General features: G+C 56.9%; 19 protein-coding genes. 8 read left to right on the forward strand and 11 right to left on the reverse strand.

From position 1 onward, the window contains the following. Window positions 1-4 precede the first annotated feature (4 nt). The 8 genes from ACTIKR_RS01955 to ACTIKR_RS01990 all read right to left on the reverse strand — a co-directional run bounded on the left by ACTIKR_RS01955 (window position 5) and on the right by ACTIKR_RS01990 (window position 10,695). Window positions 5-1,252 (reverse strand): SDR family NAD(P)-dependent oxidoreductase, encoded by a 1,248-nt coding sequence (locus tag ACTIKR_RS01955; protein WP_193089232.1) that lies wholly within the window; start codon window positions 1,250-1,252, stop codon window positions 5-7. After that, on the reverse strand, window positions 1,249-2,424 hold the full coding sequence (locus ACTIKR_RS01960; RefSeq protein WP_193089231.1) for a thiolase family protein: 1,176 nt from the start codon (window positions 2,422-2,424) through the stop codon (window positions 1,249-1,251). Before ACTIKR_RS01960 ends, ACTIKR_RS01955 begins: the two co-directional genes overlap by 4 nt. After that, window positions 2,421-4,061, reverse strand: a complete 1,641-nt coding sequence (locus ACTIKR_RS01965) for an AMP-binding protein (protein ID WP_370540230.1) — start codon at window positions 4,059-4,061, stop codon at window positions 2,421-2,423. The genes ACTIKR_RS01960 and ACTIKR_RS01965 overlap by 4 nt, the downstream gene beginning before the upstream one ends. A 7-nt stretch (window positions 4,062-4,068) precedes the next feature. Continuing rightward, entirely contained in the window at window positions 4,069-4,554 is a 486-nt protein-coding gene (locus ACTIKR_RS01970) for an aromatic-ring-hydroxylating dioxygenase subunit beta (protein WP_226817017.1), read from the reverse strand. After that, window positions 4,547-5,899 carry an aromatic ring-hydroxylating dioxygenase subunit alpha gene (locus ACTIKR_RS01975; protein ID WP_193089228.1) on the reverse strand — a complete coding sequence of 451 codons (1,353 nt, stop codon included), beginning with the start codon at window positions 5,897-5,899 and terminating at the stop codon, window positions 4,547-4,549. The genes ACTIKR_RS01970 and ACTIKR_RS01975 overlap by 8 nt, the downstream gene beginning before the upstream one ends. Window positions 5,900-5,987: 88 nt before the next feature. Then, complete coding sequence (locus tag ACTIKR_RS01980; protein WP_193089227.1) at window positions 5,988-6,959, reverse strand: PDR/VanB family oxidoreductase; 972 nt, start codon at window positions 6,957-6,959, stop codon at window positions 5,988-5,990. A 26-nt stretch (window positions 6,960-6,985) separates the two neighbouring features. Beyond that, window positions 6,986-8,527, reverse strand: a complete 1,542-nt coding sequence (locus tag ACTIKR_RS01985) for an indolepyruvate oxidoreductase subunit beta family protein (protein ID WP_193089226.1) — start codon at window positions 8,525-8,527, stop codon at window positions 6,986-6,988. Then, window positions 8,524-10,695, reverse strand: a complete 2,172-nt coding sequence (locus tag ACTIKR_RS01990; protein ID WP_193089225.1) for an indolepyruvate ferredoxin oxidoreductase subunit alpha — start codon at window positions 10,693-10,695, stop codon at window positions 8,524-8,526. Before ACTIKR_RS01990 ends, ACTIKR_RS01985 begins: the two co-directional genes overlap by 4 nt. 295 nt (window positions 10,696-10,990) lie before the next feature. On the opposite strand from ACTIKR_RS01990, the gene ACTIKR_RS01995 reads away from it, so the two are divergent. Continuing rightward, window positions 10,991-11,431: a MarR family winged helix-turn-helix transcriptional regulator gene (locus tag ACTIKR_RS01995; protein WP_193089224.1), complete on the forward strand. Its 441-nt coding sequence runs from the start codon at window positions 10,991-10,993 to the stop codon at window positions 11,429-11,431. 133 nt (window positions 11,432-11,564) lie between these two features. On the opposite strand, the gene ACTIKR_RS02000 is transcribed toward ACTIKR_RS01995, so the two are convergent. Next, window positions 11,565-14,126, reverse strand: a complete 2,562-nt coding sequence (locus ACTIKR_RS02000) for a DUF3772 domain-containing protein (protein WP_442327014.1) — start codon at window positions 14,124-14,126, stop codon at window positions 11,565-11,567. A gap of 194 nt (window positions 14,127-14,320) precedes the next feature. Between ACTIKR_RS02000 and ACTIKR_RS02005 the strand changes: the two genes are divergently transcribed. The 7 genes from ACTIKR_RS02005 (at window position 14,321) to ACTIKR_RS02035 (ending at window position 21,179) form a co-directional block, all read left to right on the forward strand. Then, window positions 14,321-15,151 carry a MurR/RpiR family transcriptional regulator gene (locus ACTIKR_RS02005; RefSeq protein WP_193089222.1) on the forward strand — a complete coding sequence of 277 codons (831 nt, stop codon included), beginning with the start codon at window positions 14,321-14,323 and terminating at the stop codon, window positions 15,149-15,151. Between the two features lie 69 nt (window positions 15,152-15,220). Beyond that, window positions 15,221-16,420, forward strand: coding sequence for an ABC transporter ATP-binding protein (locus ACTIKR_RS02010; RefSeq protein WP_193089221.1), 1,200 nt, complete (start codon window positions 15,221-15,223; stop codon window positions 16,418-16,420). Window positions 16,421-16,422: 2 nt separating this feature from the next. Continuing rightward, window positions 16,423-17,349 (forward strand): carbohydrate ABC transporter permease, encoded by a 927-nt coding sequence (locus tag ACTIKR_RS02015; protein WP_226817015.1) that lies wholly within the window; start codon window positions 16,423-16,425, stop codon window positions 17,347-17,349. Beyond that, entirely contained in the window at window positions 17,346-18,206 is an 861-nt protein-coding gene (locus ACTIKR_RS02020; RefSeq protein WP_226817013.1) for a carbohydrate ABC transporter permease, read from the forward strand. Before ACTIKR_RS02015 ends, ACTIKR_RS02020 begins: the two co-directional genes overlap by 4 nt. 54 nt (window positions 18,207-18,260) lie before the next feature. Beyond that, complete coding sequence (locus ACTIKR_RS02025; protein ID WP_193089220.1) at window positions 18,261-19,547, forward strand: ABC transporter substrate-binding protein; 1,287 nt, start codon at window positions 18,261-18,263, stop codon at window positions 19,545-19,547. A gap of 49 nt (window positions 19,548-19,596) precedes the next feature. Further along, the gene (locus tag ACTIKR_RS02030) at window positions 19,597-20,283 is read left to right on the forward strand and encodes an HAD family hydrolase (protein ID WP_193089219.1); all 687 of its coding nucleotides are present in this window, start codon (window positions 19,597-19,599) and stop codon (window positions 20,281-20,283) included. Beyond that, complete coding sequence (locus tag ACTIKR_RS02035) at window positions 20,280-21,179, forward strand: CehA/McbA family metallohydrolase (RefSeq protein WP_226817011.1); 900 nt, start codon at window positions 20,280-20,282, stop codon at window positions 21,177-21,179. The genes ACTIKR_RS02030 and ACTIKR_RS02035 overlap by 4 nt, the downstream gene beginning before the upstream one ends. Window positions 21,180-21,437: 258 nt before the next feature. On the opposite strand, the gene gcvP is transcribed toward ACTIKR_RS02035, so the two are convergent. Both gcvP and gcvH read right to left on the reverse strand, forming a co-directional pair. Beyond that, window positions 21,438-24,317 carry an aminomethyl-transferring glycine dehydrogenase gene (gene gcvP / locus ACTIKR_RS02040; protein ID WP_442327019.1) on the reverse strand — a complete coding sequence of 960 codons (2,880 nt, stop codon included), beginning with the start codon at window positions 24,315-24,317 and terminating at the stop codon, window positions 21,438-21,440. An 80-nt stretch (window positions 24,318-24,397) separates the two neighbouring features. Beyond that, a complete protein-coding gene (gcvH, locus tag ACTIKR_RS02045; protein ID WP_193089218.1) occupies window positions 24,398-24,769 on the reverse strand; it encodes a glycine cleavage system protein GcvH in 372 nt (123 codons plus the stop codon). Window positions 24,770-24,811 lie beyond the last annotated feature (42 nt).

Genomic DNA, 24,811 nt, shown 5'->3' on the forward strand with positions numbered 1-24,811 from the left:
AGTCTCAATTGCCGCCGGCCAGTTCGCGCTCCAGCGCCTTGGCATTACTGCGCAGCCGTTCCCTGATATCATTTGCCACATCGCCGACATAAACATCTTCCAGCCCGTTTGCCAGCGCCTGGACAATCTGCCGGGCAATTTGGGACGGTGCGACCCGTGGCGGCGGGGTCGTCTGCTCCCATTCGTAATCCACCGGGCCGGTAAATACATTCACGACCCTGATGCCGGCCATCTGCATCTCCGCGCGCAGGCAATGGGACAGCGACAGGCCACCGGCCTGAGCGGCAGACCATACGCCTCGATTGGGCAGACTGGCCAAGGCGTAAACCGAAAATATATTTACCCAGGCCGATGCGCTGTTGACACCGTCTGCGGCCCGAGCCGCCATTGCCCCGCCAAATTGCTGGGCCAAGCGGAGCAACCCAAGGCAACTGACATCAAACATGTCACGTGCAGCGCTGACATTGCTGGTGCCCAGCATGCCTCCTTCGCGCAGCAGATCAGCCGTGTTAATCAAGATGTCCACCTTGCCGCCAATTTCAGCAGCAACCCGTTCCAGGGAATCTGAGTCTGTGACGTCCATGGCGTGAACCTGAATTCTGCTGTCGGTCAGCAGGGTATTGAAGGTGGACGATGGTCGCCATGGCTGCGAGTCTCCCACAAAGATGATCGATGCATCGGTCTGCAGCAAGGCCTTTATCATGGCCATGCCCAAGGCCGACTTACCATCGGTCACCAGCACACGCCGGAACGTTACATCGTTGGTCATTTCGCGCATCATTGGGTCATCCTGATAGTGAGGAGGTAACAACCGGGGTAAGGCAACCAGGGTCGCGTTGCCACTTTTATCCAGTTTCATGTCCAGCTGCACCGGCTCACCCTCTTTGCAGTCGGAATGCACATGGACAATCGCCACGGGGCCCGCGGTCATTTTTACTGTACCGATGCGCCAGGGAAGACGCTCTCGGAAATAGACATCATTACTGTGATGCAAAACCGTTGTTGCTACCAAGATGCCGCTGCAGTCCACTGCAGTCCAGTGCAGGCGGTGCGATAGACAATAGCCACAAGCGTCACGTGGAGGATACTGAACCCGCTGGCAATCACAACACACTTGCAATTCAAATTTTCCTTCTGCCGCCGCGCGCGTCATGCCATGGAAAGTGCGACTGCGCATAGCCGGAGGCAATGTCGTCTGGCGGGAGCGCTCAACTGGATTTTTCCGTGGCGGTTTACGTATGCGATCAGTCATATCGACGCTCCGCTTTGCAAAATGGCGGCTGCTGTGCATAGTCCGCGGTCGTAATTAATCATTCCAAACCCGCTGACCATGCCGATGCGCGCTCGTTCAACCTGCGTGCTACCCGCCCGTCCGGTCAATTGCCGGATGGCTTCATTCATACCCAGCGTGCCTCCGGCTGCGCCCGCCTGCCCTGCGGACAACTGCCCACCGCAAGTATTGAGAGGACATGAACCGTCCACAGTAAAGGAATTGGCACGGACAAATTCAGGTCCGCCACCCGCCTGGCAAAAGCCCAGATTCTCCAACTGCATCATATTGATGACCGGATAATCGTCATAAGCCTGCAAAAAATCCATCTCCTCTGCGCCAACCCCTGCCTGGTCATATAACGAATCGCAATCGAGCGTCCACCCGCCTTGCGACTGAATAACATCGTCAGGCCAGCCATTATGCCGCTCTATAGTGCCCAGAACACGTACGAAATCTAGCCCCAGGCTGCGCGCTTGCGTCTCGCGCATCACAAGAAACGATTCGGCACCGGCACAAGGCATGACGCAATCGAACAGATGAATCGGCTCGGTTATCGGACGGGCCTGCAAATAATCATCCAGCGTCAGCGGCTTTTTCATCAGTGCAGGCGGATAACGCAGGGCGTTGTCACGCTGGGCTACACAAAGCTTGCCGAAATCCTCACGAGTGGCGCCGGTCGTATTCATATAGTGACGTGTCAGCAGCGCGAAACTGGCATTAGGCCCGCCTGCGCCATACGGATAGGTGGAGTCCTGTGCAAAGCGGGAAAACTGCCCGAGTGTCCTGCGAAAGGAATCCACATGGTTGGTGTCGCCAGTAATGACTGCAACAACGCTGGCGTCACCGGCCTGCACTGCTCGGGCGGCACGGCGCAGCGCAACAATCGCACTGGCACCGCCCATGGGAATGTGGTCCAGCCAGCGAGGCGACACACCGAAATGCTGGGTCAGACCCACCGCAGAATCCGGCCCCAGACTAAAGCTGGAGACACACAGCCCGTCAATCTCAGACAGTAACAAGCCGGCGCCATCGAGCAGGCCCTTTAACGAGCGTCCCAACCAATAGTGCGCACTCTCGATCGAATACCGGACGTAAGGGACTGTTACCGGCACGGTCAGAACAACGCCGTCATAGGAAGCAGGCCGTTTCATGCCCGCCCCCCCGGTTTTTTCAAATGACAGGTATTGATGGCCTGTCCGCTGCAAATCAACTCAAACGCCAGTTTGCTCAGGGCACCACGCTGTATTTTATTGGTCGCTGTCAAGGGAAGCTCGCTCACAAAACTCACATAGCCTGGAACCTTGTAATAGGCCAATTGTGATAAAGACCAGGTCACCAGCTCGCCAGCCAGCGCCACGGGGTCATCGCGATCAGACACAGAAGACGACAGGACAATGCAGGCCAGCACCTCATCGCCGCGAACCTCATCGGGAACTGCAGCAACCGAGACAGCCTGAACCATCGGGTGGCGTGCCAAAGCGCCCTCCACTTCGACAGCAGCAATATTTTCGCCACTGCGGCGGATCACGTTTTTCTTGCGATCCACGAAAACCAAATAGCCATCCTCGTTTCTGCGAACGATATCCCCGGTTTTAAACCAATCTTCCTGCCAGGCAGCCTCAGTGGCAGCCGTATCCTTCAGATAGTGCGAAAAAAAACCGAAGCGCGGATTGGCACCTGCGTGACACACCCAAAGTTCGCCCTGCTCGCCTGCTCGAACCTCGCGCCCCTGCTCATCGACAATGCTGACCCTGACGTCTTTCCCCTCTATTCCAATACAACTGGTGCCCACAAAGCGAGGTTCACGGTTTGCCATAATGACTGCTCCGGCACCGGTTTCTGTCATTGCCCAGGCTTCCAGCAGCGGAAAACCGAAGCGTTGTTCAAAGTCCGCGTGGAGCTTTTTATCCACACCGGCGCCAAAACCGAAACGCACACAATGGTCCCGGTCTTGTGGGCAAGCAGGCAACTTGTCCAGTATGGCAGGCATGACACCCAGATAATGTACGATAGTGGCGCCACTCGCTCTGACCGATGACCACCAGGAGCGGGGGTGAAAGCGGTCCAGCAGAATAAGGCAACCCGCGGTCAGCACCATTGACATGACTGAATAGGCCATCGCATTCATGTGCACCAGAGGCAGGGGCGTCAGCATTCGCTCCTGACCCACCCGAATACTGGCCAGACCACCTGCTCTCGCATACCACTGGCCAGCATGCAAAAAGTATTGGTTCGACAATACACAACCCTTGGGCTGCCCTGTCGTTCCCGATGTATACAGCAAGGCGCACTCCGTATCCTGCCCCGGCTTGCGGTTATCACGTTTGTCATTGCGTCGCGCAGGCGGCAGGTCTTGCGGAGATTTCACCGGTACGGACATTCCGGCAGCGGCGCTGGCTTCACGCATTAGACCGTGATGGCTTTCAATGGCAACGACAAGACTGACTTCGGAATGGCTGATCAGATACTGCAACTCTGCCAGACGCAGATCGGCATTCACGGGCACGACCGAGACACCCAGTGCATTCAGGGCGAACCAGTGCAGAAAAAAAGACAGCCGGTTCTCAAGCAGCAATGCCACCCGGTCTCCCGCCGCATAGCCCGCCGAACAATAGGCATCACGCCATTGATGCACCTGCGTCAGCACCTCGCCATAGCTGAACTGGCCAGCACCAGTGCCGTATTTGCGGGCGGTCTCTGGCAATACCATCAGAAAGGGCTTGTCGGGGTTGGCCTGTGCAGTCAGTGCGAAAGCGTCATAAACAGTTTGGGCGGTCTGTGGAATCACTGCGCGCTCACATAAACAACTGAATGCTGCCAAAGGCTGCATCGGGGTTGACCAGTTCGACTTTCTTCAAGCGAATGCGCAAGCCATCGGCTTCGTCTACCAGTGTATGCGTCGACCAACCGGCATACAAACGCTGATCGTCCTGTCGGGTCTCGATATAATGAAATGCGGTTCGCACCACATAGACGCCTTTCTGCGGATCGTGCGCCTGATCATTGTGTCTGATCTGCGGTCTCTGTAGCAGATGATGGCAATAGCTCACTGGTTGCTGCGAAAACGTGCGTTTCCCGGTCAAGCGCTCGGCCCTGACCTTCAGCAGCAGCTTATCCTCGTACATCAGCGACGCCTGCAATCGCGTATCCGTCTGGCCGCGCTGCAGGGGCATCCAGTAATAACCGTCATCGCTAAAAAGAGCCACCCATTCTTCCAGGCGAAGCTCATCGATCAGTTGAGCCTCGTGATACACAAAATCGATCAAATCCTGTTCAGTCATGTACCACCCCGACATTGTGCATTGGCTGAATAAAACGCAGCCACGCCCGGTACTGATTGCGCATTTGCCATTCGCTGGTGCCCCGGGTAACCACATTGCGCTGCGCAGCTTCGGTCGACTCATACAGCCGCGCAAAATTGACCCATTCGTGGCTGCGCGCGTGCAACACTTGCTGAGACCGTTCGTACATTTCCAGATCATCATGTCCAACCACAGAGGTTGGCGCATTGATCAACCGGTTGTACATCAGGCTGCGTTCAAACAGCAGATCCGGTGCGCCCACCAGCCGGAACGTCCAGGATTCCACCATTGTTGTTGCGGCTGAAAGTGGTTTGAATAGACGCAGAGTTTGTATTGGCCCCTTGACCAGAATATTGGGAAAATACACGGTGTTGTGGCGGACATCACCCAAAATTTGTGCGGCGCGCTCCTGGCCATAGGCCTCAACCATGGCATCCCAGTAACCCGAAATATCCGAATAGGCAGCGTGAATCGAATCGCTCACCCCCGTATGACCGTGGCCGTTTTCCCATACCCGAATACCCATGTTGTCAAAAAATTCGTATGAAGACATAAATGGAGCAAACAGTTCCACCGACATTGGTTTGGGTGTACCTTCGGGCGCTTCTTTCCAAACATGGACTGCTGTACCGGCCGACGATTCATGCGCCACCATGGGATGACAGGTATCAGTCTGATTGTCCACAAGCATTTTCCAATTGCAGTTGTGAACATAGCGAAATATTCCCCCTTCCACCTGCAATTTACCTTCCGGTGAACGGTCAATCATATTATCGATAGTCGATAGCGATTCCCCGAAGAAAGCCTCAAATGACACGCCTTCTGTACTTAACCGGCAAAAAATGAATCCACGATAATCGTGCACATTTTCAATCGCGACCATCCCTTTGGCGGCATCGCAGGTATCAAACCCGACATTCTCATAGCCGCTTTTGAGCGGAATCGCTAAAATTTTCCCGTCGGTGCGGAATGTCCAGGCATGATAGGGGCAGCGAAAAAATTTTCCGGTATTTCCAGTGACATCGCCAGCGACCTTTACCCCACGATGCGGACAACGGTTATAAAGCACCTTGATAGTCTTATCTGTGTGTCGCACCATGACAACCGGTTCGTCTCCGACGGTCGTTGTATAGTAATCGCCCACCTGCGGGATCTGGCTTTCGTGTCCGACAAAGATCCATGTCGATGAAAAAAGATGCTCCATTTCCAGATCAAAGATTTCTTCATCAATGTAAAGATCCCGATGCACCTCACGCTCGCGAACCAGCGCCTGCACGGCTTCAGGATTCATCTTGTAATGGTTTGCGCACTTTCTGACTGACATTATCCTTTCACTCCATCAGATACGTTTTGTTCCACTGCGGCCAATGCATTCATCACTGCAACGCAGCGAAGAACCGCAACAACCGGCACTACATATCGAGCACTAGCATTGGCGTCTTCGACCGCGACACACAGATATGTATCAACTTTCCTTGCGCCTTCTCTGCATCGGACAGGACATAATCGCGATGATCCGGCTCACCTTCCAGCACACCAACCTGACAGACCCCACATTCACCCCTGCAGCAATCGCACAGCGGGTCTTCGCCATGATCTTGCAATACTTGCAGAATACTTTTACCGGGCGGAATCACATATGTTTTTCCCGATTGCGCCAGCCGGACCTGGAAACTGTCTGTACTAGCGCTCACTGCTGGATTGCTGAACAGCTCGAAATGCACCTGAGTCGCAGGCAGGCCTGCCTGCTTTGCCATCGCAAGGACGGTATCCAGCAAGCCTGCCGGACCACATACATATAAATGCTGATCGGCATGCATTGACCGTAATATGGCGTTGATATCCAGTTGCGAGTCTTGCTGATCCAAATGTATCTTCAGGTTCTCGCCCGCGATGACGGCAAGCTCGTTAAGCAGTGCCATCTGTGATCTATCACGTCCGGCATAATGCAGATGAAATGGACGCCCTTCTCGGCTGAGTGCACCCGCCATGGCAAAGATTGGGGTAATACCGATACCACCAGCGAGCAACACAGCACAGGTCTGGTCTGGCGGCTCCAATTTAAAATCATGCCGTGGCCGGTCACACACCAATGTATCCCCCACGTTGAGTGCATGCATGTAACGGGACCCGCCGCTTCCGGCATCCTCACGCTTGACAGCAATCTCGTATTGCAAATGAGTTGCTGCATCTGTGCTATGGTCATTCAGCATCAACAGCGAATAGGCCCTTGTGTCGTCAAAAGCGCCACCGATATGCACACGAATATGCGCCCCGGGCTTTGCTGCCGGTAACGGCAACCCTTCAGCCTGTTTCAGCACAATCTTGCGAATCTGGGCGGTCAGATCTTCCGTTTCCGTTACCCGCAACTGAAGCGTTTCCACTGTATTTTGTCTCCTGTTCAATGCCGTCATACCGTAGGCATGGCAGCCAACGCCGCCTTCAGGCGTTCGCCTTTGACATCGTTTAAGGCAGCGTCGTATAGCGTCTTGTACTTAGCCGCCGCATCCTGCCTGCCACAAAGTGCATCAGCCGCCATCATCAGTTGGCTGAATCTGCCGCTGCTGCGAGCGTGGGTATCGCTATAACCCTTGACCAGCCGGCGTGACTTGACCACGGCAAGGGCAAACTCATAGTCCGTTTCAAGTGCGGCTTCAATTTTCTTTGTCCATTGATCGATCGATTCGATTTCCTGAGCATGCCGCAACGTCGCTGTCCGTTTTGATCTACGCGAGGCCAGCGCATACAACAATAGATAGCCTCCCAAATGGCTGGTTTTGATGTGCCGCCCTTTCCTGAAAAGCGCGGCAGTCCAGTTGCGCAAAAAGGATTGCTCCATCCAGCGCCCGAGACGCTCGGGCATGGTGCCACAGACCTCTTCAAACCTCGGATGCATATAATCTGCCACATCCAGCATCTGCCCCTGCTCCAGTCTCACTTCCTTCGATATACGCAGCACCCGCGCATCCCGGATCTTCAGATCGGCGACCTTGATGACATCGTCGTAGGCCATAGCGGTGGCCAGATAGCGAGCAAACTGCCAGGTCAGCGCCCAGCCCCTTAATGGCCCATCTGCGGCACTGTCAAGGGAGAGTATCCGCTCGATGCGGCTCAGGTATGCATTGGCATAATCTGAATCCTGGAAATCCACCAGATGTCGTACCCCTGCCAGAATGACCGGCTGCAGAACGTCAGGAAATCGCGAGCGCAAATTGTCCAAAACGATCTGCCCGCCAGCCGTGGCCGCTTTCTGCGGCAGCGCCGGGAAACGCTCATTGGCCGACTTGGTGCTACGCTGCAACTGTGCCGACCGGATTTCAGTCCAGCCGGCGTCGAATGCCGACAGGCTGGAAGTGACTCCCACATTCCCCGTGCGAATCGTCTCTTCAAATTGCTCCCGTGCAAAAGGCAATACATCGGTCGCTGCCAAAGCACCAAATAAGCTGGCACTGATCACACTGCCGCAGGACTCGGCGATACGCTGCAAATCAGCTGCATAAAACTGTTTCGCCGTATCGTTACCTGCAGCCATAACCTGCGCCGCATCAACAATCCCGTTAGACGGGTGGCTTTTTTCGCTAATGGCGTAACTGCGGTGTGTCGAGGTCAGCAGCGTTGTTCGGTCCGGTGTCACAATGCCGCGCAAAATGGCGCGCCCGGCTTCCATCAGCTCGGCGCTGATCACCACATCCACATCGCCTGGCGTCGGCATCTGTGCAAGCACCGGCGGTTGTTCCATGGACCAGGGTGGAGGAAAAAGCTCCACGTAATAGATCGTAGCCCCGGTACGCTGTGCCACGCCCGGAACAGACGTGCTTTGAGCATACCAGTCGGCGCGCTCTGCCAGATCCACCAGCCAGTCTGCCAGCACGCCACCGCCCTGCCCTCCCATGGCAAGAATGGCTATTTTTAGGGGTTCGGCAACGCTCGCGCCTGACACAGTGCTAGTCATATCCGGTCGCTCTCAATGCGCTCACGATGCCGCCGCTGTAATCGACCTATCAGCTTGCTACGCAGGCTACCAAACAAATGATCTTTCTTGCTGGGGTTATGAATAATATCGGCGCGATAAAAAGAAGGACACAGCACTGCCTCATGGGCGATCTCACCACAATGACCACAGCCGACACAACTGCTCTCGACATGGGCGACTGGATCATCCTTCAGAGGATTATCATTGTCTTTCAGAGTCAGCGACGGACAGCCCGAAAGCCGGATACAGGCATGGTCGCCAGAACAGATATCCTTGTCCACTCCAAACTGTTGCCTGACACGGCGTACGCCTTGCGCTACATCCTTTTTGAACACCGGTTTTTCGCGTCGCTGCAGGTTCAGCATACATTCGGACTGGGCAATAATCACCTTGGGGCCCGTATCTGCACAGGTAAGCGCATCTTCAATCAGCGCACGCATTTTTGATACGTCGTAGGTGTGATCAATGACTCGCACCCACTTGACGCCCACGCCCCTGACCGCCTGTTCTATTGGATGATTGGTGGAGCGGTTGTCATTGTTGGCCCGGGACGACAGGACATCCTGCCCGCCGGTTGCAGACGAATAGTAATTGTCCACAATGATAATCACACCATCATGCTTGTTATAGACGGCGTTGCCGACGCCGGAAGTCAGCCCGTTATGCCAGAAGCCGCCATCGCCCATGATCGAAATGGAACGCTTGCTTGCCTTCACGTTGAACGCAGACGCGCTGGACGCCCCCAGCCCATACCCCATGGTGGTTGCACCCAGATTGAAGGGGGGCAAAATGGAAAAAAGATGACAGCCGATATCACAGGAAATATGGTGTTCACCCAACTTTTCCTGTGCCAGTGTTAGCGCAGAAAACACTGGACGCTCCGGACAACCGGTACACAGTCCCGCCGGGCGTGGCGGAATAATATCGGCCAGCTGCTGACGCCGCACCTGCGTAAAAACAAGCGGCTTTTCAACCACAATTTTTGATGCTGGTTCAGGGTCTGGCATCGAAGCCGGCTGTGAAGGCAGATTATCCAGAAAGATACGCAGGCCATCGCGGATCGTTTGCACCGTATACTCACCCGCCATGGGCAATACATCCTTGCCCGACAAGGGCGTCCCGATCCCAGCTTTGCGCAATATGCTGTGAATATTCTGTTCAATATAGTCAGGCTGGCCTTCCTCTATCAACAGCACGGCTTTTTTTTCCCGGCAAAACTCCTGCACCTCATCGCTGATCAGCGGATAGACCGCATTCAATACATATATTGGCAGCTCGCTTTTGCCAAAATGATCAGCCTTTCCCAGCAGGCCCAATGCGCGAATGGTGTTGTTGTACAAACCACCCTGCACAATGATGCCGATGTCCTGGCGGCTGCCGTCAAAGAACTCGTTGACCTGATTGTCCTTAAGGAATTTGACTGCGGCAGGCCAGCGGTCGCGCACTTTTTCCTGTTCATGTTCATAGGCGGCGGGTGGCAATACGATACGACCGGCATCACGCCGTGGGGTTTCCAGCGCCTGCGCAAGCGTAAACGGCGGTTTGACGTTGTCCCTGGCGATAAAGCGGCCATGCACGTGGCAGCCTCGAATACGAACCTGATAAAACACAGGCGTACTGCTGGCTTCAGACAGACGAAATCCCGTTTCCACCATATTCACCATGCAGGCAAGATTCGGTCGCGGATCCAGCATCCACATTTGTGATTTCATGGCAAAGGCATGGGTTCGCTCCTGCATGATGGACGACCCCTCGCCATAATCCTCACCGACGATGACTAGGGCACCGCCAGTAACGCCGCCCGAAGCCAGATTAGCCAACGCGTCCGAAGCTACATTGGTGCCCACTGTTGACTTCCACGTTACCGCGCCGCGGATCGGATACATCACAGATGCCGATAGCGTGGCTGCAGCGGTCGCCTCCGATGCACTGGACTCAAAATGAACACCCAGGTCCCTCAGAATGTCATCCGCGTCAGCCAGCACGTCCATCAAATGCGAAATCGGTGCTCCCTGATACCCGGCGACGTAGCCCACGCCCGACTGCAAAAGTGCCTTGGTGATGGCCAGTATGCCTTCACCGCGAAACTCTTCACCAGCGCCAATCTTTAGCGTCTGCACTTCCTTTTTGAAGGACCGTTCTGCCATTCATTTGCTCCTTTCCGTGGGCGAGGACAGGTGACCGTGGATCCCAACAATCACAATAGTGACTGCATAGGGCTTAATTTAGTTTAAGTTTAAAATAAAAGCACGTCAATAAATTTATATGAAAATTCATGTATTGAGATCATAATAAAGGGACGCAGCATGGCAAGTCACTCAGTACTACTACTAGTATTTGAGGAAGGAAATATAATTTTCGTGTAAAGCACTAAAATGACGCACCGTAGCAAAACATGCTTAATTTTGTGCATGCAATATCTACTTCCGGAGCAGAACAGACGTGAGTCAATCCAATCGCTTTATTGATACCTATCTGGCATATTTGTTGCGGCGCGCAAGCGATACCGTTTCAACCGACTTTTATACGTACCTGTACACGACTGATCTTTCTGTTACAGAGTGGCGCGTGCTCGCGTGCCTGCACAATAATCACGAAGAATCCGTCACTGATCTTGCTTACCACGCCGTTATGAAACAGCCCACGCTAAGCAAGGCGCTGGTTCGTATGGAACAGGATGGTTTGATCGAGCGAAGGCAGGAGCCGGATGATCGGCGCCAGACGATGGTGCGCAACACACGCAAGGGAACGGCCCTGGCAGCCGAGTTGTGTCACGTAGCCAAAGAACACGAAGCGGGAATTATGGAAAATCTGAGTAAAACCGAGCGCAAGCAATTGGTTGCAATACTGCGCAAGTTAATCAGCGGATCAAAATCTGCCTGACTGATTGATTAAACTTGGACGAATAATGCGAGTGATCATGCGGCAGGATCCGGGCTGCCGGGCCCGCCAGACGGGCTCTTACTCTGCTCGTCGGCGCACGCGTGAAACCAATGCGCACATTCAATATTACCGCTTAATCCGGCCCGCCCTCAAAATGCGTTTTGCTCTGCGGGGCAGCCGCCGCTTCCCTGAGCATCATGGTGGCCGGTGCCACCAGGGCGATATCGGTCTCATGCAGCTGCTGCAGTATGTCAAACAGCAATGCACTGCGTACGCGCGCCACCATGCGCGGCGAGTTGACATAGCCGGTGGCAATAAACACCAGCCCTGTTGCCTCTATGCTGTCCAGCAGGATATCCGGCCGTGGTTCATCCAGTATGTCTTCATTTGCCTGATACGCCGCCAGAATGATATCCCGCACTTGCGCCGGTTCGGTGCCCAGGGGCAGTGTCAGCTTGATCAGCACGCGACCGATGGGGCTGGCGTGAGTGACATTGCGCACCACTTTGGTAATCAATTCTGAATTGGGGACAATCATTGTCGAATGATCCCACAGCTGGATTTCCGTGGCCCGTACATTAATGCGCCGGATATCGCCCTCGGCGCCATTGAGCGACACCCAGTCACCCACCTTGACGGGCCGCTCGGCCAGCAAAATCAGGCCCGAGACGAAGTTCTGCACAATGGCCTGCAAGCCAAAACCGATACCCACGGACAGTGCACTGGCAATCCATGCCACCCGCTCCAGCCCGATGCCCAGCGCCGACAGCGTCATCGCGCCGGCCAGCACATAACCAGCATAACCGAACAAGGCGCCGGCCGACGCCCGCATACCCGCATCCATCCGGGTCGTAGGCAGATACTGGTCGGTCAGCCAGTTTTGCAGGATCTTGACCAGCGTAAATCCCAGCACCAGCACCGCCAGCGCAATCAGAATGGCGGTGGGACGAATCTGCACCTCGCCCAGCGAGATGCCGGAATACAGGAACGAGAAATTGCGCAGCCATTCTGTCGGACCGTCACCAAAAGGCGCCATTAAAAGCGCCAGCGCCAGCAATACGACCAGCAGGCGGCCGATGCCCGAGGCCAGTACCAGCAACTGGCTGCGTATGGCCGGATAGGTGCTCTCGTCTTCCTGGCCATTCTGCCGTTTGATGGCGATCAACATCACGGTGCACACGTCGTCAATCAGCACTGCCAGCAGATAGGCCGATAGCAGCACCAGTAAAATCCAGACCAGTTGCTGCACAATAACCGTGCCCAGGGCGACAAAACCCAGCAGCAGCGCGATCTGGCTGACTATCAATGCAAGACCGGCCAGACTGATGATCGCATTGAGCCAGCCCGGAATGGTCATCTGGTTGCTGCGCTGTACCGCCTCTGTCTCTGTCGCATAGCGCTTGCGCGAGCGCACCATGGTCACGCCCATGGCAATACTGGTGGTCAGCGAGATAATGCAGTTGAACGCCACCGTCAGCGCCAGGCTGGCATACACTGTCGCGAACACGCCCTGAATAAACCAGCCCAGGCTGATGATGGTCGCCAGCACCATCGGAAACCAGCGCAGATTCAGCGCCACATCGTCGCGCATGGGAATCAGCCGCCACGAGGCATGATGCGCCACCAGCAAGGCCTTGCCCAGTCCTGCCACAAAGCCACCGAACCAGGACACAACCACCATATGGGTCAGGATTTCGGTCATCGTGGACGTGGGGCTTTGGTTCCAGCTCAGGCCGGTTCTGACCGTTTCGGCCATCAACCCGTAGGCTACCGCAGACATCAGCACCACAACCAGCGCATACAAAGACCGTCGCAGGCGGCCCTGTGCGACGAAACGGGTCATGGCCTTGAGCAGCAGCTCTTCGGCAATCAGGCGCACCGAGACAATCAGTGCAATAATAACGGCAACGCCAAGCCATAAGGCTGGCGTCACGGCGTCCAGCAGCCCGGCCAGCTCGTTGGCCAGGGGTTGGGTGCGGCTCGAATCGCGCGACCACTCGCGGGTCAGATCAGCCCAGAATGTGCCCGATACGATAGAGGCCGTGCGCTCGCCCAGTTGCGCCTGAAAGCGCACGCGCCGTTCTTTGCTCAATTGTTCGGCAGCCTGCTCAGCCTCAACCCCGATCAGTCGCGCCAGTTTGATCTGTGAATCCAGCTTGCCGCGTTCCTTGCCCAGTTCGGCACGCTGTTCGCTGATATTGGCCGCTTCAGGTGCGGCCCCGTCCGTGGGACCCAATTCGGCCAAACGCTCCTGTACATCCTTCAGCTTAGGCGCCAGTGCCGACACCACATCACCCACGGCAGACTGCGTCTTGAGGGCCTGCTCACGCATCTCCGACAGCGCGGCATCATTCAATGGCGCATCGGCAATCTTCTCCAACTGCTTTTTGATGGGCTCGATTTTCTCCTGTGCCTGCTTGAGCACCTGCGCCACATCTGGCGGCGTTTGCTTCTCCTGCGCCCAAACCGGGCTGGCACAGCAACACGCCAGCACCAGCGCCAGCAAAGCCAGCACCCAATTGAGCTGCTGCAAAGAGGCACTTGTGGCGCGCAAACGCGACTGAAAGATCATGAAAATGAAGATGGATATTGAAAACGCCATATTAACGCCGATTACGTGCGCCAGGCACAGGAAAAACGTAGATTCCTGTTTGAATTCATTACGGACCGCATCGCGCAGGGCCCGCGAAAGCACAGGAAAGCACCTGGCGTGGCGCATTGCCTGCCACATGGTCCGTTCGGCTATACTTGCACATTCCCATCACATTGACCGTGTATGATCTGGATCATTGGCGTAGGTGCATTGGCCATATTCCGGCCCGGCGCGTATGCGCTGACCACGGTCTCGCTCACTGCCGCGACGATCCTTCCAGCCAGGTTACCCGTTTTATGATCATGCTTAACGAACAAAAAGCCCCGCTGGTCCATTTGGCCAACGCCATTGGTACGATGAGTGAAGTTTCTTCACGTGTCGGCCAATATGTCCTGGCCAACCCGGAGAAAGTGGTTCACCAGACGGTGGCAGAGTTGGCCGAATACACTCACAGCGGGCAGGCCAGCGTGTTGCGCCTGTGCCGCCAGCTCGGATTCAAGGGTTTTAGCGACTTCAAGCTGGCGCTTATGGCCGAGCTCGCAGCCAATGAACACAGCGCTGCGACGGACACCGACAACGAAGCAGACCGCTACAGCGCCCTGCTCAGACGGCTGACGCTCAGTATGCAGAAAACCGCATACGCCCTGCATGCCGAGCAGTTATTGGCCATTGCGGTACATATGGTCAAGGCGCGCCGCATATCCGTGTTCGGCTCCGGGATCTCCGGGCTTGTCAGCCATTTGGTGTCCTACCGTCTCATGCGGCTGGGCTTGCCCGCCCAGGCATTCCAGGATCCTGTCCTGGCCCACGAAGTGATGACCGATGTGGACAAGCATTGTGTGGCACTGGGTATTTCCGAAAGCGGCGTCACCCTCGATACCGTGGAATTTCTCAAACGCGCCCGCTCGGCTGGCGCAAAAACGATCGCCATCACCGGGCGCGTCAACAGCCCGGTTGCCCAGGCCGCAGATCTGGTATTGCTGGCAGTGCCGATTGAACCGCTCACCATTGGCGGAGATATTTCACCTGCAATCAGCAAGATTTATCTGGTCGAATTGCTTGCCATGGCGATTGCCGATCTGTCTCACGCAGGGCGCCAAAGCAACAAACGGAGTAAAACTCCGTAATAAATAAATAATATTGAAATAAATAACCAATAGAATGACGGCTGTTTGGAACAGACAGGTATCGTCATCATGGCCGCTTCAGTCAGACTTGAACACGTCGAAAAATACTACGGTACGAAACGCACGCTTGCCAAGGTATCGCTCGATATTGCCGCCGGCGAGTTTCTTACGCTGGTCGGTCCTTCCGGCTGCGGAAAGTCCACCCTGCTGCGCATTGTCGCGGGCCTGACTGCGCACGAGAACGGGCGCGTTTATATTGGCGATCGCGATGTCACTCAGTTCCCGGCGCGCGAGCGGCCGGTTTCAATGGTCTTCCAGAGTTACGCACTGTATCCGCACATGACCGTTGCGCAGAATATAGCCACCCCCTTGAGAATGAAGCGTTTGCCCGCGCCGGCCAGGTGGCCGCTGCTCGGTCGCTTCTGGCCAGGCAGTCGCAAGCTGCGCCAGCAGATTGACCATGAAGTGGCGGCCGTTGCCGCCCAGGTGCAGCTTGAGAACCTGCTGGGCTCAAGGCCTTCGCAGCTATCGGGCGGACAACGCCAGCGTGTGGCCGTGGCCAGGGCAATGGTAAAACAACCCGACGTCTTTCTCATGGACGAGCCCTTATCCAACCTGGATGCACGGTTGCGCGTACATATGCGTTCGGAAATCGCGGCCCTGCACCAGCGCACCGGCGCGACGTTTATTTACGTAACGCATGACCAGGTAGAGGCCATGACATTGTCAAGCCGGGTCGCTGTCGTCATGGATGGCACTATCGTGCAGGTCGGCTCGCCCAGGGATCTGTACGAAGACCCTCAGGACATTCGTGTCGCCCGCTTTATCGGCAGCCCGGAAATGAACCTGCTGGCAATTGCCGCTGATGCGCAGCACGGCGCAAGCCTGGCAGGCGAACCCATTGACCTGCGATTGCCGGCCACCGATGCCGTGGTCCATATGGGCTTTCGACCTGAGAGCGTGAGTATTGCCGATCTGTCGAGCCGCCATATGCCAAATGCAATCCGATTTTCCGCGACATTCGAGCGCATGGAAGTGCTCGGGCATGATGCCCTGCTTTTTTGTCGCCATCTGCACTCGGGCGAACCAATAGTGGCAAGAGCGCCGGTTGCCGATGTAGACCGGCTGCGCACCCGTGGCAACTGGTCTGACAGGCTGACTCTGCAGGTCAATCTGGCCCAGACGTTCTGGTTCGATGCGCAAGGCAGCAGAATCGCACCCGCGTACTCCAGTTGCGCAGTGCTACCCATCCACAAGCGCGTGTCCTGAACATGACCAGCCACGCCCTGCCCGCACAGCAGACAGAACGGGCCGCCGCAAAAAGACGCCGCTGGCCCGACAGCATGGCCTGGTGGTTTGCCATGCCTGCGTCGTTTCTCATGCTCAGCACCATGCTGCTGCCTGTCATTATTGTGATGCTGCTCAGTTTTACCAACTATGAACTGGGCATGCCTGATACGGCTTTTGTCGGCGTCGACAACTATGTGTCGGTCCTGAGCGATGCCAAGTTCTGGCATGTGTTGCGCAATACCGTGACCTATACCCTGCTGGTCGTTCCTGGTTCAGTCATAGGCGGCCTGTTCCTGGCCGTCCTGGTGCAAAGTGTCGGCAAGGGTCGCCGCATCTACCAGTGCCTGTTTTTCCTGCCGGTAACGGCAACGCTGGTTGCCATGGCCACCGTCTGGAAGTATCTGCTGCACGGCCAGATCGGACCGATCAACCAGCTGCTGCACGCGCTGGGCCTGCCGCAGATGGAATTCTTTGGCGATCCCGGGCTGGTATTAATTTCACTTGCCATTATCGGCATCTGGCAGCTGGCCGGTTTCAACATGGTGCTCTTTATTGCCGGCCTGGTGGCCATTCCCGAAGACCTTTATGACGCGGCCCGGGTGGACGGCGCCGATCGCCCGTGGGACCGCTTTTTTACCGTCACCCTGCCATTGCTGGGTCCCACCATGCTGTTTGTGATCGTGACCTCCAGCATCACCGCATTCAAGGTCTTCGATACCGTTGCCGTGCTGACCCGGGGCGGTCCGCAGGCAGCCAGTGAAGTCATCCTGTACCAGATTTACCTGGAAGGGTTCCAGTATTTGCGCACAGGCAGTGCGGCAGCCATGACTGTGCTGTTCCTGGCCTGCATTCTGGTTCTGTCCTGGCTGCAAACCAGGTTAACCGAGAAAAAGGTTCATTACCTATGACACCGCAAACAGGGTATGGCGCCCGCCTATTATCACAATTGACATTATCATCCTGCTTGCGCCACGGCACATTGCTCGTGCTGGCCCTTATCATGCTGTTCCCCTTTTACTGGATGATCGTAACGGCCTTTCGGCCCGCCCAGGAAGTTTTCTCGGGATCGTTCAGCTGGCTGCCCCAGCAGTTTGTCGGCTGGGATAATTTCCGCACGGCCCTGACCGATGCGCCTTTGTTGCGCTACATGCTCAATGGCGCGATCGTCTGCGCCGGTGTGCTGCTGGTGCAGCTTGCCACCGCCATACCGTGTGGCTGGGCACTGGCGCGCTACCGGTTCCGGGGCGATCGTATCCTGTTCGGCGCCGTCCTGCTTGGCTTGTGCATTCCCATCCAGGTGCCGGCCATTCCGCTCTTTCTGGGACTGGCCGCAACCGACCTGCTCAACACCTATTTTGCCTTGATGGTGCCCTTTTTCCTGTCCGTGTTTGCGATCTTCCTGTTCAGACAATCATTCAAGATTTTCCCGGAAGATATCGTGCAGGCTGCGCGACTGGACGGCCTGTCCGAAATGGCCATCCTCTGGCAGATCGTCGTTCCCGCCAGCAAACCGGCCATTGCCGCCTTCTCGGTCTTTTCCGTGACCAGTCACTGGAACGACCTTTACTGGCCGCTGATTGTGATCACCAACGCAGAATTGATGACACCTCCTCTCGGACTGGCATCCTTTGCCGATCCGGAGATTGGCGCCAACTTTGGCGCCCTGATGGCCTCTGCAACGATCGTGACGCTGCCGCTGATGATTCTCTACCTTTTTATTCAACGCCATTTTATTCAAGGCGTGACCAATACAGGCGTCAAGTAAGGATGCCGGCTTCAGGCCAGTGGGTCGGAAGTTTTTTTCTGGAGTGCGAGTGATATGAAAACTGTTTGTCGGATATTGATGGGGCTGTCAGTCAGCAGCCTGTGCGCGTACGCGGTAGCGGTTCAGGCCGAGACCATTACGCTGGATGCCATGCACGCATGGCCGGGTCATAATCCTTTCTATGAAAAAGTCGCGCAGGCGTTTACCAAGGAGAATCCGGATATTGTCGTGCGCTTTCGTGCGTCGCCACCTTCTTATGACGAAGCGCACCAGGCTGTGCTGCGCAGCATGATGACCGGGCAGTTGCCCGACGTTTACTTTTCCGGCTTTCATCTATTGCCCGAAATGGTACATGCGCTGCAGCGGCGCAAGCAGGCTGTCGATCTCAAATCGTTTATCGACAAAGAGCAAGGCCAATGGCTTGAGACCAACTACGAACCGTCCGTGCTCAAGCTTGCCCAGGTGGAGGGCACGCAGTACGGACTGGCCTTCAATGCATCCACACCGGTCATTTTTTACAACGCTGATCTGGTCAAAAAAGCCGGTGGCGACCCAGATGCATTTCCGACAGACTGGCCTTCCCTGATGGCACTTGCCGCGAAAATCGCCAAGACTTCAGAAGGCATTAACGGCATGGCCTATGACGTGCATGCCTGGCCGGACGACTGGCTCTGGCGCGCCCTTATCATGGAACAGGGCGCACCCATTATGAACAAGGATGGAAAAACCGTGGCCTTCAACGGCCAGTCCGGCTTGGCCGCATTGCAAAAGGCCCGTAGTTTTGTTACCGACGGCGCCATGGCCTTGCGTGACTTTGACCAATCGCGCCAACAGTTTGTATCAGGCAGGCTGGGCTTTATTTTTGCTTCTCCCAATAGCGCCAAGGCATTTTCCGAATTGATCGGTTCGCGTTTTGCCCTGCGTTCATCGGTATTCCCGCTGGAGAACAAACAGTCAGGCAAAGTACCCACGGGCGGCAACGCCATGATGATCCTGACCAAAGACCAGAAGCGCCAGGACGCGGCCTGGAAGTTCATCAAGTTTGCCACCGGTCCTGTGGGCCAGACCGAAGCGGTGCTGGGCTCGGGCTATATGCCGACCAACAAACTGGCCCTGCAGCCTCAGTATTTGGGCGATTTTTACAAGAAAAATCCCAACTGGGAAACCAGCCTGAAGCAGATTGCCTATGCCAGCCCATGGGGCGGCTACCCTGGCAATAACGGGGTGCAGATCTGGCGCACACAGCGTGACATTATCGGTTCTGTCATGCGCGGCAAGGTTACACCCGAGGACGGGCTCGCTCAGATGGTTGAAGCGACCAATGCCCTGTTAGCAAAATAATTATGTCAACCGGGGTGGCCACGCGCCGCCCCATTTTGCCCGGTATCCCATGACCAATACTTCTTTGGATCTAATTATTTTTGACTGCGACGGCGTCATCGTCGACAGCGAGGTACTGTCCACCAGGGCCTCTGCCGCCGCACTGGCTGAGTTCGGCCTGAGCCTGAGCGAGGCGCAGGTCGCCGATCTGCTGGTGGGGCTCACCTTCGAGGCGGGGCTCAAGCGCATCCATGAGCAATACCAACTGGTCTTGCCACCGGCATTTGCCCAGCGAAAGATGCAGCTGACCGAACAGCTATTTCGCCAGGAACTGGCGCCGGTGCCCGGTCTGGTTGCCTTGCTGGCGCGGCTCACGCTGCCTTACTGCGTGGCATCCAACAGTTCCCACGAGCGGCTGCGTTTCACATTCGATGCCACGCAGCTCACGCACTATTTTGCCGGCCGCACCTATAGCGCTGACGATGTCGTCCAGGGCAAGCCCGCGCCGGATCTGTTCCTGCATGCAGCCGACCAGCACCAGACGCCGCCGCATCGTTGCCTGGTGATTGACGATAGCCCCAGTGGCGTACGCGCAGCAGTGGCCGCAGGCATGCCGGTCATTGGATTTACCGGCGGCGTCCATGCCCTTCCCGCGCTTGCCGGCCAGTTGCACGACGCGGGCGCAACCTGGGTCATGCCTGACTACGATGCTGTCAGTGCGCACATCGAACAGTACAACGTAAAGGAATTTTCATGATGCTCGATAGTCTCTTTTCCAGGCCAGGCACATTTTTGCGTGGCAATCTGCATGCCCATACCACCAATTCCGACGGCATGCTGCCGACCGGGGAAGTGGTCAGGCGATACAAGGAATCGGGTTACGATTTCCTGGCCCTCACAGATCACTTTCTGCCCTCGTATCAGTTCCCGCTGACCGATGCGCGGCAATTCCAGTCGGACACGTTTACGCCGCTGGCCGCTGCCGAACTGCACGTGCCGCGCACGGAAAACAGCGCGCTATGGCATATTACCGCCATTGGCCTGCCCTATGATTTTGAACCCACGCGCGAGGGTGAAGACGGGCCTGCGATCGCCCGACGCGCAGCCGATGCCGGCGCCTTCGTTACGCTGGTGCATCCTGCCTGGTACAGCCTGTCGCTGGCCGATGCGCTGACCATTGATGCGGCACACGCGGTGGAAATTTACAACCACGGTTGCCAGCTCATGCACGACAAGGGCGATGGCGCCTATCTGCTAGACGGGTTGCTCGATCGCGGTCGCCCGATGCTGGCCACTGCCGTTGATGATGCGCATTTCAAGTCGCCGGATTTTGGCGCGGCGTGGGTAGAGCTCAAAGCCGACAGCAGGGACCAGGCCGATATCGTGTCCGCACTGAAAGCCGGCAGTTTTTATTCCACCCAGGGGCCGGTATTTCACGATATTGAAACGACCGCGTCTCATCTGAATGTGCGCTGTTCTGCAGTCAATGGCATTCTGGTTGTAGGCGCCGGTTACCTGATGGCCTACCAGTTTGCGACCGGGCTTACCCGTGCCAGCATTGATCTGGCGCCGCTGGCAAAAAGCCCCTGGTACCGCGTCGTTCTGATTGGCGCAGATGGCAAGCGCGCCTGGAGCAATCCGGTCTGGAAGTAACGCGGCAGATATCCGGGTAACGAGCAGGCATAAGGCCGCGCACCGTGTTGCCTTACTGCTGCGGCTCACTCGGCTGCCCTACCCCCACCACACCAGGTATGCTGACTCAGGTATCCAGCTTGCCTGTTAAACACCAGCTGCTGCAGCCGCAAAAAAACCGGGACGACATGCATGACCTGATGCCATGCCGGTCGCCCCGGTTCTCCTTTAACGTGGCGGTTCCCCTGCTCGTCAGCAGGCGTACCACTCGCGCTGCCACTAGTCCATATAGGCTTCCAGCGGCGGGCAGGAACACACCAGATTGCGATCACCGAAGGCGTTGTCGACCCGCGCCACCGGTGGCCAGTACTTGCCGACCGGTGAAACTTGACCGGGATAGGCGGCCTGGCTGCGCGCATAAGCATGGTTCCACTCATCGGCAGTCAGCATCTGCGCCGTGTGCGGTGCGTTGGTCAGCACATTGTCCTGGGCATCCACTTCACCGGCCTCAACCTGGGCAATCTCGCGGCGAATGGAGATCATCGCATCCACAAAACGATCCAGTTCCTTCAGGCTTTCCGATTCGGTCGGTTCAACCATCAAGGTGCCGGCCACCGGAAAACTCATGGTTGGCGCGTGAAAGCCATAGTCGACCAGGCGCTTGGCCACGTCATCTACCGTAATACCGCAAGCGTCCTTGATGGGGCGCAGATCCAGAATGCACTCATGGGCCACGCGACCGTTACGACCGCTGTACAGGACCGGATAATGCGGCGCCAGGCGAGTAGCAATATAGTTGGCATTGAGCAGCGCAACTTCGGTGGCGCGCTGCAAACCGGAAGCACCCATCAGTGCGATATACGCATAGGAAATAGGCAGAATGCTGGCCGAACCAAATGGCGCCGATGACACCGGACCGGGGCGCCCGGCCGCATCGGCTGCGTCAGGCTTGCCCTGCTCGTTCAATACACCCGGCAGATACGGCGCCAGATGCGCACGCACGGCAACCGGGCCCACACCCGGTCCGCCGCCGCCATGCGGAATGCAGAAGGTCTTGTGCAGATTCAAATGAGACACATCGGAACCGAAGCTGCCAGGCTTGGCCAGCCCGACCATCGCATTCATGTTGGCGCCGTCCAGATACACCTGGCCGCCAGCCGCATGAACCAGATCGCAGATCTGTACAACGGCTTCCTCGAACACGCCATGGGTGGATGGATACGTGATCATCAGCGCAGCCAGGCGATCGCCGGTCTGCTCGATTTTGCGCTTCAGGTCTTCCACATCCACGTTGCCATTGCTGTCAGAGGCGACCACGGTCACCGACATGCCGGCCAGATTGGCCGATGCCGGATTGGTGCCATGGGCCGAGGCCGGGATCAGGCACACATCGCGCTGGGTCTGGCCATTGGCCTGGTGATAGGCACGAATGGCAAGCAAGCCGGCATATTCGCCCTGCGCGCCGGAATTGGGCTGCAGGCTGACCGAATCGTACCCGGTAATCTCGCACAGGGCGGCCGACAGGCGGCCGACCAGTTCTGCATAGCCGGTGGTTTGCGCAGCCGGTGCGAACGGGTGAATATTTGCGAACTCCGGCCAGGTGATGGGAATCATCTCGGCAGTGGCGTTCAGCTTCATGGTGCATGAACCCAGCGGAATCATGCTGCGATCCAGCGCCAGGTCCTTGTCGGCAAGGCCGCGCAGGTAGCGCAACATGTCGGTTTCGGAATGAATGCTGGAAAAAATCGGGTGCGACAAAATGGCCGACTGGCGCGCCAGGGTGACCGGCACGAAGGTGTCTTCGCCGGCGTTAAGCGCGGCAACGTCAACCGCAGGCGCACCGGCGGCCTCGGTCAGGACATTGGCCAGCGCCTGCAGGTCTGCCAGGGTGACCGTTTCGTCCATAGACAGGGCGAACTGCGTCTCGGATACCCAGCGCACATTGATCTGCGCTGCGTCCAGCCCGGCACGCAGGGCCTGGCCGTGCTTGGTCTGTACCAGCAGCGTATCGAACCAGGTCTCGTTCTGTACTTCATAACTGGCAGACTGCAGCAGGGTGCGCAGCAGGGTCGTGGTCACATAGGTGCGCTGGGCAATGCGCCGCACGCCCTTGGCGCCGTGATAAACGGCGAACATGCTGGCCATCACGGCCAGCAGCACCTGCGCAGTACAAATATTGGAAGTCGCCTTCTCGCGACGGATATGCTGTTCACGGGTTTGCAGCGCCAGCCGCAAGGCCGGCTTGCCCTGCGCATCCTTGGAGACGCCAACCAGGCGTCCCGGCATGCTGCGCTTGAAAGCATCGCGGCAGGCCATGAAACCGGCATGCGGGCCGCCGAACCCAAGCGGCACGCCAAAGCGCTGCGCAGAGCCCACGGCAATATCGGCGCCCCACTCGCCCGGCGCTTTCAGAATGGCCAGGGCCAGCAGGTCGGTGGCAACCGCTACAACGGCGCCTGCGGCATGGGCGTCGGCCGCCAGCTGCGTATAGTCGCTCACGCCCCCCAGGCTGTGCGGGTACTGCAGCAGCACGCCAAAGCACTCGGGCAGGCCCGCGGCTTCATCGGCAACCAGCACCGTGATGCCCAGCCCTTGCGCACGGGTTTTGACAACCTCGATGGTTTGCGGATGGCAATGTGAGGACACAAAGAAAACATCGCTTTTTGACTTGGCAGAGCGGCGCGCCAGCGTCATGGCCTCGGCCGCGGCCGTGCCCTCGTCCAGCAGGGACGCATTGGCAATATCCAGGGCCGTCAGATCGGTCACCATGGTTTGAAAATTGAGCAGCGCCTCAAGCCTTCCCTGGGAAATCTCGGGCTGATAAGGCGTGTAGGCCGTGTACCAGGCAGGGTTTTCAAGAATATTGCGCAAAATCACATTGGGCGTCAGCGTGCCGTAATAGCCCTGGCCAATGTAGTTTCGATAAACCGCGTTTTTCTGTGCAATGGCGCGTAATGAAGCCAGCATATCGGCTTCGCTGCGTGGCCCGTCCAGCGCCAGAGGCGCGCCATTGCGAATACGGGAAGGAACAATCTCGTCAATCAGTTCGTCCAGGCTCTCGGCGCCAATGACAGACAGCATCTCTGCCTGCTCGGCCTCAGATGGCCCAATATGGCGTCCGACAAATTCCTGGGACGTCGCTTCGTGTGTGTGCAACATAATCTGGGTAATCCGGTGGTAATCAGTCATGCCGCTGCTGCCGTGCATTCAGCGCGAATGCGGGCAACGGCGGCTCAGGTTCAGGCCTGGGCTTCGTAGGCAGCTGCATCCAGCAGCTTGTCGGCGTCGGCCGCATTGGCGGGCTTGATTTTGAATATCCAGTTGGTATAGGAGTCTTCGTTGACCAGGTCAGGCTGCGCTTCCAGCACATCGTTGAACGCGACAATTTCGCCATCGACCGGTGCGTAGATGTCCGAAGCGGCCTTGACCGACTCGACCACGCCGGCAGTATCGCCCGCCTTCAATTGCGCGCCCACCTGGACGTCGCCCACGTAGACCAGATCCCCAAGCTGTTCCTGGGCATTATCAGTGATGCCGACAACGAACACGTCGCCTTCGGCCAGGACCCACTCATGCGAAGGGGTGTATTTACGATCGGTAGGTAATTTCATTCAAGACTCCTGGAAGAGGAAAATGACCACGTTGCACACGGT

The sequence above is a fragment of the Advenella sp. genome (assembly GCF_052108595.1).
In the GTDB taxonomy this organism is placed as follows: domain Bacteria; phylum Pseudomonadota; class Gammaproteobacteria; order Burkholderiales; family Burkholderiaceae_B; genus Advenella.

Coding starts and splice junctions, on each gene's coding strand:
- ACTIKR_RS01955 (WP_193089232.1), bottom strand. CDS start 1,252: ATGACTGATCGCATACGTAAACCGCCACGGAAAAATCCAGTTGAGCGC.
- ACTIKR_RS01960 (WP_193089231.1), bottom strand. CDS start 2,424: ATGAAACGGCCTGCTTCCTATGACGGCGTTGTTCTGACCGTGCCGGTA.
- ACTIKR_RS01970 (WP_226817017.1), bottom strand. CDS start 4,554: ATGACTGAACAGGATTTGATCGATTTTGTGTATCACGAGGCTCAACTG.
- ACTIKR_RS01975 (WP_193089228.1), bottom strand. CDS start 5,899: ATGTCAGTCAGAAAGTGCGCAAACCATTACAAGATGAATCCTGAAGCC.
- ACTIKR_RS01985 (WP_193089226.1), bottom strand. CDS start 8,527: ATGACTAGCACTGTGTCAGGCGCGAGCGTTGCCGAACCCCTAAAAATA.
- ACTIKR_RS01990 (WP_193089225.1), bottom strand. CDS start 10,695: ATGGCAGAACGGTCCTTCAAAAAGGAAGTGCAGACGCTAAAGATTGGC.
- ACTIKR_RS02005 (WP_193089222.1), top strand. CDS start 14,321: ATGATCATGCTTAACGAACAAAAAGCCCCGCTGGTCCATTTGGCCAAC.
- ACTIKR_RS02010 (WP_193089221.1), top strand. CDS start 15,221: ATGGCCGCTTCAGTCAGACTTGAACACGTCGAAAAATACTACGGTACG.
- ACTIKR_RS02015 (WP_226817015.1), top strand. CDS start 16,423: ATGACCAGCCACGCCCTGCCCGCACAGCAGACAGAACGGGCCGCCGCA.
- ACTIKR_RS02020 (WP_226817013.1), top strand. CDS start 17,346: ATGACACCGCAAACAGGGTATGGCGCCCGCCTATTATCACAATTGACA.
- ACTIKR_RS02025 (WP_193089220.1), top strand. CDS start 18,261: ATGAAAACTGTTTGTCGGATATTGATGGGGCTGTCAGTCAGCAGCCTG.
- ACTIKR_RS02030 (WP_193089219.1), top strand. CDS start 19,597: ATGACCAATACTTCTTTGGATCTAATTATTTTTGACTGCGACGGCGTC.
- ACTIKR_RS02035 (WP_226817011.1), top strand. CDS start 20,280: ATGATGCTCGATAGTCTCTTTTCCAGGCCAGGCACATTTTTGCGTGGC.
- gcvP (WP_442327019.1), bottom strand. CDS start 24,317: ATGTTGCACACACACGAAGCGACGTCCCAGGAATTTGTCGGACGCCAT.
- gcvH (WP_193089218.1), bottom strand. CDS start 24,769: ATGAAATTACCTACCGATCGTAAATACACCCCTTCGCATGAGTGGGTC.